Source organism: Enterobacter cloacae complex sp. SYL003 (assembly GCF_049236925.1).
Lineage (GTDB): Bacteria > Pseudomonadota > Gammaproteobacteria > Enterobacterales > Enterobacteriaceae > Enterobacter > Enterobacter intestinihominis.
Genome location: NZ_JBMKJK010000026.1, coordinates 17624 through 30841 on the forward strand (window position 1 = coordinate 17624; position 13218 = coordinate 30841).

A 13218-nucleotide genomic window follows, 5' to 3' on the forward strand; every position below is an offset into this window, starting at 1 on the left:
GATCCCGCGTTACTTAATTGCTTGCGTCTTGATTCAGGACACCAGTCCCAGCGCGCGTTTCACCGGGCCAAAGCTGCGCCGATGATGTTCAGTTGCGCCATGTTCAGCCAGCTTTTCCAGATGGAAAGCCGTTGGATATCCCTTGTGCTGGGCGAAACCATACGCGGGATAAGTGAGGTCCAGCGCGGCCATTTCGGCATCGCGCGTCACTTTGGCAATGATTGACGCCGCACTGATTTCTGCGACGCGGCTATCGCCTTTAACAACAGCCATTGAAGGCATCGGCAGCGTCGGGCAACGGTTACCGTCGATCAGCACATACTCAGGCACAATCTTCAGGCCCGCAACGGCACGCTGCATCGCCAGCATGGTGGCGTGCAGAATGTTCAGATCGTCGATCTCATCCGGCTCTGCGCGCCCGAGACTCCAGGCCAGCGCCTTCTCTTTAATTTCATCGAACAGCGCCAGGCGGCGCTTTTCGCTCAGTTTTTTCGAGTCGTTCAGGCCAGGGATCGGGCGGGCTGGATCGAGGATCACCGCCGCGGTCACAACGGCACCCACTAACGGACCACGACCGACTTCATCCACACCGGCAACGAGGTGGGTATGGGGATAAATAAATTCCATCATTGTGCTAACTCCAGCACCGCATCGGCCGCCTGCTCATCAGCATTACAGCGGATCAGTTGATGCAGTTCACGGAAAGTATCATGCATCTGGTGGCTGGTTTTACCGTTGGCCAGCAGCGGCAGTAATGCATCAGCCAGTGCCTGCGGCTGGCATTCATCCTGCAAGAGTTCTTTCACCAGCTCGCGACCTGCAAGCAGGTTTGGCAGGGATACGTAGTCTGTTTTTACCAGACGTTTTGCCAGCCAGAAGGTAAACGGTTTCATGCGATAACCGACCACCATTGGGCATTTTGCCAGCATACACTCCAGCGCAGCCGTGCCGGAAGCCAGCAGTGCGGCATCGCTCGCAAACATGGCTTGCCGCCCTTTCCCGTCCAGCAGGCGGACGTGAAGATCCGGGGCAACCTCGGCTTTGATACGCTCAAACTGCTCGCGGCGTTTGGCATTCACCAGCGGCACGACCACTTCAAGGTCTGGGTACGTCTTGCGGAGAATTTGCGCCGTTTTCAGGAAATCGGCACTGAGCATTTCAACTTCCGCACCCCGGCTCCCTGGCAGCAGCGCCAGACAGTGCACATCATGCGGGATGCCCAGTTCGTCACGCGCCGCATTTTTATCAGGGTCCAGCGGCATGGCATCCGCCATGGTATGACCGATAAAACGGCACGGGACATTAAACCTGTCGTAAAACGCTTTTTCGAAAGGCAGAAAAGCCAGCACCAGATTGGTGGACCGTCCGATTTTGAAAACGCGTTTCTGTCGCCACGCCCACACGGACGGGCTGACGTAATGGATAGTTTTGATCCCCTGCTTTTTCAGGTTCCCTTCAAGGGTAATATTGAAATCAGGTGCATCAATGCCGACAAAGACATCGGGCTTGAGGTCGGTAAAGCGGCGGGTAAGATCGGCGCGAATATGCAGCAGGCGACGCAGGCGGCCCAGCACCTCGACGATGCCCATCACAGCCAGCTCTTCCATTTCATACCAGGCTTCACAGCCTTCGGCCTGCATCAGCGGCCCAGCCACGCCCACAAAGCGGGCATTGGGTACACGGGCTTTAAGCGCGCGGATAAGACCTGCACCAAGAATATCGCCGGAGGTTTCTCCGGCGACCAGGGCGATAGTAAGCGGACGACTGTCGACCATTAACGAATCAGACCACGGGTTGAACGTTCAAAGAATTCCATGAACGTTTTCACTTCAGGGTGCTTATTCGCCAGCTCGGCAATTTCCGGCTTCGCCTCTTCCAGCGTTTTACCGCTACGGTACAGCAATTTGTACGCGTTGCGGATCGCGGTAATCGCTTCGCGGCTAAAGCCACGACGCTTAAGGCCTTCAATGTTCACGCCAAACGGCGTGGCATGGTTGCCCTGCGCAATCACAAACGGTGGGACGTCCTGCGCCACACCGGAGCACCCGCCGACCATCACGTGTGCACCGATGATGCAGAACTGATGGACTGCGGTCATGCCGCCAATAATTGCGAAATCATCGACCGATACGTGCCCCGCCAGCGTTGCGTTGTTGGCGAGAATACAGCGGCTACCCACGGTACAGTCGTGCGCAATATGCGCATTAACCATAAACAGGTTGTCGCTGCCCACCTTCGTCAATCCACCGCCTTGCGTTGTACCACGATGAATGGTGACGCTTTCGCGAATGCGGTTACGATCGCCGATTTCCACGCGGGTCGGTTCGCCAGCATACTTAAGATCCTGGTTAACTTCGCCGATGGAGGCGAACTGATAGATCTCATTGTTGCAGCCAATGGTGGTATGACCATTCACGACAACGTGAGATTTCAGTACTGTACCCTCACCAATTTCGACATGGGGTCCAACAATACAAAACGGGCCAATGTGGACGTTTGCGCCAATGATGGCACCCGTTTCCACAATGGCGGTAGGATGAATAAAGGCGGATTTATCAATCACGTATCAGGCCTCCCGGCTACGCGCACACATCATTGTCGCTTCGCAAACAACTTTGCCGTCAACCATAGCTACGCCTTTGAAGCGAGTCAGGCCGCGACGCGTTTTTTCAAAAGTGACTTCCATGATCATTTGATCACCAGGCACGACCGGACGCTTGAAGCGCGCTTCATCGATACCCGCGAAGTAATAGAGTTCACCCGGCTCCAGTTTACCTACGCTTTTAAACGCCAGAATACCGGTAGCCTGTGCCATCGCTTCCAGGATCAACACACCCGGGAAGATAGGTTTACCAGGGAAGTGCCCCTGGAAGAATGGCTCGTTAACGGAGACATTTTTCACTGCGCGCAGAAAACGACCTTCTTCAAAATCCAGCACACGGTCTACCAGTAAAAACGGGTAGCGGTGCGGCAGAAGTTCTAAAATCTCTTCAATATGCAGAGTATGAGTGTCAGTAGTCAAAATACTCTTCCTGTCAAATGTACTAAGTAGCAATAATAACACGGCCTGCCGGTTTATAAACAAAGCCGACAGGCCGGGAAATTTAGCGTTAAACGGATGAACGCTTAGTCTTGTTGATCGATTTTGCGCTCAATCGCTTTGAGTCGCTTGCTCATATCATCAATATTCATCACCAGTGCAGCTGTTTTACGCCATACCTTGTTCGGTTGCAGCGGGATACCGGAGGAATAAACGCCGGGCTCAGTGATGGGACGCATCACCATACCCATCCCCGTCACCGTGACTTTGTCGCATATTTCCATATGGCCATTGATCACGCTGGCACCGCCTATCATGCAGTAACGGCCTATTTTCAGGCTGCCTGCCATGATAACACCACCCGCAACTGCGGTATTGTCGCCAATCACAACGTTATGTGCAATCTGGCACTGGTTGTCTATGATAACACCGTTACCAATAATGGTGTCGTCAAGTGCACCACGGTCAATGGTTGTGCAAGCGCCGATCTCAACGCGATCGCCGATAATCACGCGACCCAGCTGCGGGATCTTAACCCAGTTACCCCGATCGTTGGCGTAACCGAATCCGTCAGAACCAATCACCGTGCTGGACTGTACGAGGCAATTCTCGCCAATCTCAACCTCATGGTAGACAGAAACATTGGCCCACAGACGAGTCCCTGCGCCAATTTTCGTATTTTTTCCAACAAAGCAGCCTGGCCCAATCACCACGTTATCACCCAGCACAACGCCGGATTCGATAACGGCGTTTGCGCCGACTGCCACGTTGTTACCCAGCTGAGCCGTTGGATCAATCGCAGCGCTGGCTGCAATGTTCTGCGCCGGCTGCGGCGTGGTATCAAGAATTTGGGCCATGCGTGCATAGGTCAGGTAGGGATTTTTCACTACCAGTGCAGCGTTAGTGGCAAACGGAAGATCGTCCTGCGTCAGAACAACGGCAGACGCCTGGCACTGAGCCAGGTGTTCACGGTACTTAGGGCTTACCATGAAGGTAATAGTGCCTGCTTTAGCAGATTGCATGGACGCAACAGCGGTGATGACGATATCGCCATCACCGTGTAATTCTGCATCCAACTGCTGAGCTAAATCAGCCAGTCGAATTGAAGGCATTACTTATTTAACCTGTTTCAGAACATCAGCGGTGATGTCTTTAACATCGCTGCTGTTGAATGCAACGGCGTTCGCATCAACAACCAGATCGATGCTCTGATCGGCTGCTACTGCTTTAACGGCAGACTGAATACGCGTCACCAGCTTGCCACGCTCTTCGTTAGAACGACGCTGACGATCCTGCTCGAAAGCCTGCGCTTTCTGAGAGAAGGTCTGGCGCTGAGACATGACGTCTTTTTCCAGTTTGCTGCGCTCGCTCGCTTTCATGGTAGAACCATCACGCTGTAAACGCTGCATCTTGGACTGAAGATCACCTTCCATACGTTGCAGTTCGCTCGCACGGCCTTTGAATTCGTTTTCCAGCGTTGCAGAAACGCCCGTTTTCTGTGCAACCTGCTGGAACAAATTACCCATGTTGACGATTGCAATTTTGTCCGCTGCCTGAGCAGAAGTTGCCATCGCTAAACCGAGACCTGCAGCTAATAACCACTTTTTCACAATTAACTCCTTACCATCCCATTGGCACCCGAGGGGTGCCGTTCTTTGCGTGGCAAGGCGACCGTTTTACCGATCGCCGGTTGTCAGCGCTACACTGCCAACGCATTCCATTGCAGCGGATTATTACCAGGTTTTACCAATGTTAAACTGGAACTGCTCCGCTTTGTCTCCATCGTATTTCTTGAACGGCTGGGCGTAGGAGAAGACCAACGGCCCCAGCGGTGACATCCATTGTAATGCGATACCTGCGGACATGCGAATGTTGCCCGGATCGCTGTAGTCCGGAACGCCCGCTGCACGCATCTGGGCGGTATTCTCCCAGTTGGTATCCCACACCGTACCTGCATCCATAAAGAAGGAGGTACGGACAGAGTTCGCGTACTTATCACTGATAAACGGCGTCGGCGTGATGAACTCGAGGCTCGCCACGGCCATGGCGTTACCGCCTACCGCATCATCAGAGCTACAGACTTGTTTTGAATCGCGGCTTGCGCAGTTATCTTCGTCATTACCGCCGTAGTAAACCGCTTTCGGACCAATGTTATTGGACTGGAAGCCACGAACGGTGCTTGAACCACCGGCGTAGAAGTTCTCATAGAACGGCAGCTCTTTGCTTCCGATACCGTCACCATAGCCCCAGCGGGTACGACCCAGTACGACCCACTTGTGGTCGTCATCAATTGGGAAGTAGGACGCCGTATCCAGCGTGACCTTGTAGAACTCGTTATCCGAGCCCGGGATCGTCACCTTACCGTTCAGGTTAACGCGTGAACCTTCCGTCGGGAAGTAGCCACGGTCAAGACGGTTGTAGGTCCAACCGTAGTTGAAGGTGAAGTCATCCGCGGCGAAACCGTTGTCATCGCTGGACGTACTTGCAGACTGACCGATGGAGTCCAGGTAACGCCACATCGCCACCTGCGGTTGCATGTTAGACAGGTCGTTATGCACGTACCCTAAACCTGCACGCAGGGTGTTGTATTCGTTAACCGGGAAGCCGAGCGTACCATCCAGACCGTAACTCTTGTTGGTATACGAGGAGAGGTCCGCGTCGTCTGCTTTAAAGTCGTTATAGAAGATACGACCACCCAGGCTTACACCGTCCACGGTGAAGTATGGGTTGGTAACGGAGAACTCAGAGTAGGTCTGGTAGTCGTTTTTCGTCCCGTTGATACCGACAGAGTAACCCGTACCCAGCCAGTTATCCTGCTGAACGCCGACCTGGAAGCTCACGCCACTTTCAGTACCGTAACCAATACCGAAGTTGAAACTACCGGTATTACGTTCTTTAACTTTATAAACAACATCCACCTGATCCGGACGACCTGGTACACGCTGAGTATCGGTATCGACCGTTTCGAAGTAGCCCAGACGGTTCAGACGCTCTTTACCCTGGTCGACCAGATCGCTTCCCAGCCATGCCCCTTCCATCTGGCGCATTTCACGGCGCAGAACGGAGTCTTTAGAGGTATCGTTACCTTCGAAGCGGATTTTACGCACGTAGAAACGGTTGCCCGCATCAACGTTAACGTGAAGCTTAACAGTCTTATCCGCGTCGTTAATTTCCGGCTGCGTTTGCACACGCGGATACGCATAACCATAGCGGCCGAGCAGCTTCTTAATGCTGTCTTCCATTTTGGTGACTTTAGATCCGCTATACAGATCGCCCGGCTGGATTTTGGTCAGAGATTCAATTTCAGCAGAATGTCCTGCCAGGTTGCCGCTGACTTCAACACCTGAAAGCGTGTATTTATCGCCTTCTGTGATGTTAACGGTAATGTAGATACCTTTCTTGTCCGGAGTCAGACTCACCTGAGTTGAATCGATGTTGAAACGGGCGTAACCGCGATCCAGATAGTAGCTGCGCAGGGTTTCAAGGTCACCCGCCAGTTTCTGTTTCTGGTATTTACGATCGCCTACCACGTTCCACCACGGCACTTCGTCACGCAGCTGGAAGTTGGAGATCAATTCGTCGGTGCTGAACGCGTGGTTACCCACGATGTTGATCTGCTGGATCTTCGCAGAAACACCTTCCTGGAAGACCAGTTTCAGGTCAACACGGTTACGTGGCAGCGGTGTAACAACCGCTTTAACGCTCGCGCTGTATTTACCGACGCTGTAATAGAAATCTTCCAGACCTTTTTCAATGTCTGCAAGGGTTGTGCGGTCCAGAGATTCCCCCACACGAACACCCGATGCCTCAAGGTTCTGCTTGAGCATGTCATCTTTCACCGACTTGTTGCCGGAGAAAGTGATGCTGGCAATCGTTGGACGTTCTTTTACCTGAACCACCAGCGTATCACCATCGCGCAGGACGCGGACGTCCTCAAAGTTGCCAGTGGCAAACAGAGCACGGATGGTGTTACTGATATCTTCATCATTAACCGTATCGCCGGGGCGCACAGGCATACTGAGGAGGGCCGCACCAACGGCGACACGCTGAAGGCCTTCGAAATGAATATCTTTCACTACGAACCCGTCAGCACCGTATACGGTCGCGCTGCTAAACAGCAGCGACGCTATGAGCAACTTTTTCATCGCCATCGTTATTATGCGTTCTTCCTAACTAACTCTCTTACAACCGAGAGAAATCATTGAAAAGTGCAAGCCCCATTAACAGCACCAGCAAAATCGAGCCAATGCGATAACTAAAGTCTTGAACTCGCTCGGATACCGGTCCGCCTTTTAGCTTTTCAATCGCTAAAAACAGCAGATGGCCCCCATCTAATACGGGAAGCGGGAACAGGTTGATTATCCCCAGGTTCACGCTAATCAGCGCAAGGAACATGAGATAGTAAATCACCCCGAACTCCGCTGACATCCCAGCCCCCTGAGCAATCGAAATTGGCCCACTGAGGTTGTTCAGTTTCACATCACCGGTTATCAATTTCCCCAACATGTTGACCGTAAGCTTCATCAGCTGCCATGTTTTATCCGTGGCCTCAACGATGGCGCTAAACGGCCCATACTGGCGTATTGTCTTGTACTCATCTGGCAGTGGGATCACTTTCGGCACAACGCCGGCAAACCCTTCCGCCTTACCGCCGCCCGATTTGGTATCCGGGGTGAGGGTCAGTGAGAGCGAACTCCCCTGCCTTTCCACTTCCAGCGCGAGCGGCTTGCCTGGATTATCGCGCACCAGAGTAACAAAGGTCATCCATTGTGTTAATGGCTGACCATCGACTTTAACGATCCTGTCACCCGCTTGTAAACCTGCTTTACTCGCTGCCGAATTAGACTGTACTTCGGCTAACACCGGCTCGATCTGCGCGCTGCGCGGGCGAATCCCCAGTGTAGCGACTGGATCCTCTTTGTCTGGCTCAAAGCGCCAGTGGCGTAAATCCAGCACTTTTTCCTGCCGCTGGTCGGAACCAAAAGGCGATACGCTGACGGTTGTCTGCTCATCACCGATTTTCGCAACCAGTTGTAACCTCACGGCATCCCAATCAGGGGTTTCGATACCATCAATCGCTTTAAGTTCCATTCCCGGTGTAATTTGCGCCGTTGCCGCAATGGAACCCGTGGTGATTTCACCCACAACCGGGCGTACGCCAGGCACGCCGATAATAAACACCAGCCAGTAGGCGAAGATAGCGAAGATGAAATTGGCTACCGGTCCGGCAGCGATGATGGCAGCACGTTGGCCAACAGTTTTATTGTTGAACGCGCTATGTCGAAGTTCCGGGGCGACAGGCTCAACGCGTTCGTCGAGCATTTTGACATAGCCGCCCAGGGGGATCAGAGCAATGACAAACTCGGTGCCATGCTTATCGGTGCGCTTCCAGAGCGATTTGCCAAAGCCAATCGAGAATCGCTCTACCCGCACACCACAGCGCCGGGCAACCCAGAAATGGCCAAATTCATGCACGGTAATCAGTACACCCAATGCAACAATGAACGCCGCCAGATTCCAGAGAATGCTCAGCATAAAACCTTCCGTTATATCGTCCCAAACACCAGTAAAAGCAGGCAAGCAAATACGGGAACAGCCGCGGTAAGGCTGTCAATGCGATCCAGTATTCCGCCATGTCCTGGAATCAGGTGACCACTGTCCTTAATCCCTGCTTCACGCTTAAACATGCTCTCGGTTAAATCACCCAGTACCGATGCCAGCGCCGCGAAAATCGAACATACCAGCAGCGTGGAGGGGGCAACCTCAAGATTCGCCCAGACGCCATAGCTCCAGGAGATAATCGCTGCCGTAAACAGGCCGCCGATGAAACCTTGCCAGGTTTTGCCCGGAGAAACCTTTGGCGCCAGTTTATGTTTGCCAAACAGTTTACCAAACATATAGGCTCCGGAGTCAGCCCCCCAGACGAGAATCATCACATAAAGCAGCCATATTGCGCCGCTGTAGTGGTTTTCGTCATAGTGCCAGGCGCGCAGCGCAACCATACCCCAGAAGAACGGAACAATCGTGAGCAGACCAAAAATAAGGCGCAACACTTTAGAGTTACGCCAGATCGCCGCAGAGCCCGGGTAGAAAAGCACTAAAACAAGCGCAGCAATCCACCAGGCCAGCGATATCCATAAGGATCCGGCAACCAGCGGCTGGTGAACATCGTGATGATATTCAGGCAAGGTATACAGCATCAGGGCCAGTAAAAAACCACAGAGTACCGCCAGCCATACCCGCTGAGTGCGCGAGGTAAAGCCGCTAAGCTGCCCCCATTCCCACGCGGCGAGCATACACACCACCAGCGTAACAATAGCGAATCCCACCGGAGGCAGTAAAAACAGCGCTGCGATAACGACGGGTATTAATACAAAAGCGGAAATCAGGCGATACTTCAGCAAAAGCTACCCCCATCAGGCGTTATCGCCACCAGGCTCGGTGCCGCCGAAACGACGCTCTCGATTGGCAAAGGCATGCAGCGCACCTTCAAAGTCTTGTTCATCAAAATCTGGCCAAAGAACATCCGTAAAGTAAAGTTCAGCGTAGGCAATTTGCCACAGCAAAAAGTTACTTATGCGATGCTCCCCCCCTGTCCTTATAACCAAATCCACGGGAGCCAGTTCATTCATGCAGATTTGCTGACTCAGCGCCTCTTCATCTATCTGGTCGGGTCTTAACAGCCCTTCCTGAACCTGCTCAGCCAAATGCCGAACCCCCTGGATAATATCCCAGCGTCCACCGTAATTCGCCGCGATATTGAGCGTCAGGCCGGTATTATTTTCCGTCAGCGCTTCAGCTTTGCGAATCCGTTCCTGCAAACGTGAGTTAAAACGACTGGTTTCGCCAATAATACGCAAGCGGACGTTGTGGCGGTGCAGGCTTTTTACTTCACTATCGAGCGCCCACACGAACAGTTCCATCAACGCAGTCACTTCTTGCGCAGGTCGATTCCAGTTTTCACTGCTAAAAGCATAGAGCGTTAACGCATCAATGCCGTTATTGGCGGCAAAAGAAACGGCGCGGCGAACAGATTTCGCCCCGGCTTTATGCCCAAAGGCTCGTATCTTCCCTTGTCTTTTCGCCCAGCGGCCATTGCCATCCATGATGATTGCAACATGGCGACAGCCATGTGCTGGCAAGTTTTCGCTTATTGGTTGATTCGCAGACAACATAACGCGTTTTTAGTCCCTGAAAGGATTTAACGGTACACAGGAATACTGAAGCCTATACATAAAAAAGCCGTGTCATACCACGGCTTACCTGACCACTTAAAGCCAAATACCTGCGATCAGGTGGCGCAGACTATATCACTGAAGCCCAACGCTAACAAATAGCACGACGACTAGTGCTTGCTTTATCACCAGCTTGCGAGACGTGTCACCTGTTTACGCGCAACAATACGTGCCTGTTCATCCACGGCCAGCACCTCTTCCACACTCTGCGGCTCACGCAAATCCATCATCTCCAGCACGGATAAATTCAACGCGGCGATATCAGTAAAGCGGATCTGCTGATTCAGGAATGCTTCAACGGTCACTTCATTGGCGGCATTAAGCGCCGTTGTCGCCGCCTGCCCCTGATCGAAGGCCGTCATCGCCAGTTTCAGGCAGGGATAACGGTCGTAATCAGGCTCGCTAAACGTCAGTGAACTCAGCTTGCAAAAATCGAGAGGCTTAACGCCCGATTTTACGCGGTTTGGCCACGCCATCGTATGAGCAATAGGCGTACGCATATCCGGCTCGCCCAACTGGGCCAGCACGCTGCCGTCCTGATAGCGCACCATCGAGTGAATCACCGACTGCGGGTGGATCAGCACTTCCATCTGTTTCGCCGACGCATTGAACAGCCAGCGAGCTTCAATGTATTCCAGACCTTTATTCATCATGGTGGCCGAATCGACGGAGATCTTACGCCCCATTGACCAATTCGGATGACGACACGCCTGATCCGGCGTCATTGCGCTCAATTCAGACAGTGGCGTTTCACGGAACGGGCCACCAGACCCGGTAAGCAGAATCGACACAACGCCATTCTGCTCCAGGTCAGCGTACCCCAGGTTTTGTTGAAAAGGTTGGGGTAAACTCTGAAAAATCGCGTTGTGCTCACTATCGACCGGCAAAAGACGCGCCCCACGCTGTTTTACCGCCTCCATAAAAAGGCGTCCGCAGGTGACCAGCGACTCTTTATTTGCAAGCAGAACATCTTTTCCCGCATCAATAGCGGCAAGCGTCGGCAGAAGACCCGCCGCCCCGACGATTGCCGCCATTACCTGATTAACTTCATCAAGCGAGGCCATATCGCAAGCCGCCTGTTGCCCGCTGAGCACTTCGGTACGACAGCCCTTCTCCTGCAACAGCGCTTTCACCTGGCGGGCGCTCTCTTCATCATCCATCACCGCAAAACGAGGGGTAAACTCCATGCACTGTTCGACCATTCGCTGCACGTTTTTTCCGGCCACAAGTGCGGCCACGGTGTAGCTGTCGGGATTATGACGTACGACGTCGAGAGTGCTGCAACCGATAGAGCCGGTCGAGCCGAGGAGAGTGAGATGCTTCATGAGATGCCCAAAAGTTAGACCAGATAAAAGCAAAACGCCGCCAGCAAGACTCAATGTCCTTCTGAACGGCGTTTATCAGTGTATAGCGAAAATCAGAACTGCATCAGTTCCGCTTCTTTTTCTGCCAGCGCCGCATCAATTTTCTTGATCGCCGCGTCGGTCATTTTCTGAATGTCGTCCTGAGAGCGACGATCGTCGTCTTCGCTGATCTCTTTTTCTTTCAGCAGGGCTTTCACTTTATCGTTCGCATCGCGACGCACGTTACGCACGGAAACGCGACCCTGCTCTGCTTCACCGCGAACGACTTTGATCAAATCTTTACGACGCTCTTCCGTCAGCGGAGGCAGTGGAACACGAATATCCGCGCCCGCTGAGCTTGGGTTCAGGCCCAGGTCAGATGCCATGATCGCTTTTTCAACGGCCGGGCTCATTGAGCGATCGAACACGTTGATTTTCAGGGTACGGGTATCTTCTACCGTCACGCTCGCCAGCTGACGCAGTGGCGTAGGCGTACCGTAGTATTCTACGATGATGCCATCCAGCAGGCTTGGGGAAGCACGGCCAGTACGGATTTTGCTGATTTGGTTTTTGAACGCTTCTACGCATTTGTCCATGCGTACTTCAGCATCTTTTCTGATGTCGTTAATCACGATACGAATCCTTGAAAACTTGTCTCAGGCAGACTATCCGCCAGCACAGCGCTACAGGTGTGCTAAGTATAGTCGCGTTTAATTCATGACAGCGCCAAAGGCGCGTCCAGGTAAGATACCACTACAAAGTAAAGCGGAATCTTACCTGTATTTATCGCCGACGGAAATTATTCCGTGATCAAAGTGCCTTCTTTTTCGCCCATCACGACGCGACGCAGCGCGCCAGGCTTGTTCATGTTGAAAACACGGATCGGCAGTTTATGGTCGCGAGCAAGCGTGAAGGCGGCAAGATCCATCACTTTCAGCTCTTTATCCAGCACTTCGCTGTAGCTCAGCTGATCGTACATGGTCGCTGAAGGATCTTTTGCCGGGTCGGCAGTAAACACGCCATCTACTTTGGTCGCTTTCAGCACCACATCGGCTTCGATTTCGATACCGCGCAGGCAGGCTGCGGAATCGGTGGTAAAGAACGGGTTACCCGTACCGGCGGAGAGGATCACCACGCGGTTGTTGCGCAGCAGGCTGATAGCCTCTGCCCAGCTGTAGTTATCGCATACGCCATTCAAAGGAATAGCGGACATCAGGCGAGCGTTCACATAGGCGCGATGAAGCGCATCACGCATCGCCAGGCCATTCATCACGGTTGCCAGCATCCCCATGTGGTCGCCCACTACGCGGTTCATCCCCGCTTTCGCCAGACCAGCACCACGGAAAAGGTTGCCACCGCCAATGACCACGCCAACCTGAATACCCAGTTCGACCAGTTCTTTGATTTCCTGTGCCATGCGATCAAGGATGCTTGCGTCAATACCGAAGCCTTCCGATCCTTGCAGCGCTTCGCCACTCAGCTTAAGCAGAATGCGTTTGTACACGGGTTTTGCATTGGTAGCCATGTTTCTTTCCTGAGACTGTCAACGATTAAGATGGGGTTAATTCTGGCGACATGATATGTCGCAAATCAGCACAGC

The 13218-nt window shown here is 53.0% G+C and carries 13 protein-coding genes; all 13 read right to left on the minus strand.

Going from position 1 to position 13218, the window contains the following annotated elements; all coding sequences use genetic code 11:
* Positions 1–33: 33 nt before the first annotated feature.
* The 13 genes from rnhB to pyrH all read right to left on the minus strand — a co-directional run bounded on the left by rnhB (position 34) and on the right by pyrH (position 13143).
* Positions 34–630 carry a ribonuclease HII gene (rnhB, locus tag ACOT1A_RS22280; protein WP_023305468.1) on the minus strand — a complete coding sequence of 199 codons (597 nt, stop codon included), beginning with the start codon at positions 628–630 and terminating at the stop codon, positions 34–36.
* On the minus strand, positions 627–1775 hold the full coding sequence (gene lpxB, locus ACOT1A_RS22285; RefSeq protein ID WP_023305467.1) for a lipid-A-disaccharide synthase: 1149 nt from the start codon (positions 1773–1775) through the stop codon (positions 627–629). Before lpxB ends, rnhB begins: the two co-directional genes overlap by 4 nt.
* Positions 1775–2563, minus strand: coding sequence for an acyl-ACP--UDP-N-acetylglucosamine O-acyltransferase (lpxA, locus tag ACOT1A_RS22290; RefSeq protein WP_003856164.1), 789 nt, complete (start codon positions 2561–2563; stop codon positions 1775–1777). The genes lpxB and lpxA overlap by 1 nt, the downstream gene beginning before the upstream one ends.
* 3 nt (positions 2564–2566) lie before the next feature.
* Entirely contained in the window at positions 2567–3022 is a 456-nt protein-coding gene (gene fabZ, locus ACOT1A_RS22295; protein WP_003856165.1) for a 3-hydroxyacyl-ACP dehydratase FabZ, read from the minus strand.
* Positions 3023–3126: 104 nt separating this feature from the next.
* On the minus strand, positions 3127–4152 hold the full coding sequence (gene lpxD, locus ACOT1A_RS22300; protein ID WP_022647110.1) for a UDP-3-O-(3-hydroxymyristoyl)glucosamine N-acyltransferase: 1026 nt from the start codon (positions 4150–4152) through the stop codon (positions 3127–3129).
* Positions 4153–4155: 3 nt separating this feature from the next.
* On the minus strand, positions 4156–4650 hold the full coding sequence (skp, locus tag ACOT1A_RS22305; RefSeq protein ID WP_006810039.1) for a molecular chaperone Skp: 495 nt from the start codon (positions 4648–4650) through the stop codon (positions 4156–4158).
* A gap of 123 nt (positions 4651–4773) precedes the next feature.
* Positions 4774–7191: an outer membrane protein assembly factor BamA gene (bamA, locus tag ACOT1A_RS22310; RefSeq protein WP_022647109.1), complete on the minus strand. Its 2418-nt coding sequence runs from the start codon at positions 7189–7191 to the stop codon at positions 4774–4776.
* A gap of 31 nt (positions 7192–7222) precedes the next feature.
* Positions 7223–8575, minus strand: coding sequence for a sigma E protease regulator RseP (rseP, locus tag ACOT1A_RS22315; protein ID WP_022647108.1), 1353 nt, complete (start codon positions 8573–8575; stop codon positions 7223–7225).
* A gap of 11 nt (positions 8576–8586) precedes the next feature.
* On the minus strand, positions 8587–9444 hold the full coding sequence (gene cdsA / locus ACOT1A_RS22320; RefSeq protein ID WP_105323025.1) for a phosphatidate cytidylyltransferase: 858 nt from the start codon (positions 9442–9444) through the stop codon (positions 8587–8589).
* A gap of 12 nt (positions 9445–9456) precedes the next feature.
* The gene (ispU, locus tag ACOT1A_RS22325; RefSeq protein ID WP_003856176.1) at positions 9457–10215 is read right to left on the minus strand and encodes a (2E,6E)-farnesyl-diphosphate-specific ditrans,polycis-undecaprenyl-diphosphate synthase; all 759 of its coding nucleotides are present in this window, start codon (positions 10213–10215) and stop codon (positions 9457–9459) included.
* A gap of 185 nt (positions 10216–10400) precedes the next feature.
* Positions 10401–11600: a 1-deoxy-D-xylulose-5-phosphate reductoisomerase gene (gene ispC / locus ACOT1A_RS22330; RefSeq protein ID WP_276170386.1), complete on the minus strand. Its 1200-nt coding sequence runs from the start codon at positions 11598–11600 to the stop codon at positions 10401–10403.
* Between the two features lie 92 nt (positions 11601–11692).
* Positions 11693–12250: a ribosome recycling factor gene (gene frr, locus ACOT1A_RS22335; RefSeq protein WP_003856180.1), complete on the minus strand. Its 558-nt coding sequence runs from the start codon at positions 12248–12250 to the stop codon at positions 11693–11695.
* Positions 12251–12417: 167 nt separating this feature from the next.
* Positions 12418–13143, minus strand: coding sequence for a UMP kinase (gene pyrH, locus ACOT1A_RS22340; RefSeq protein ID WP_008501910.1), 726 nt, complete (start codon positions 13141–13143; stop codon positions 12418–12420).
* Positions 13144–13218: the final 75 nt, after the last annotated feature.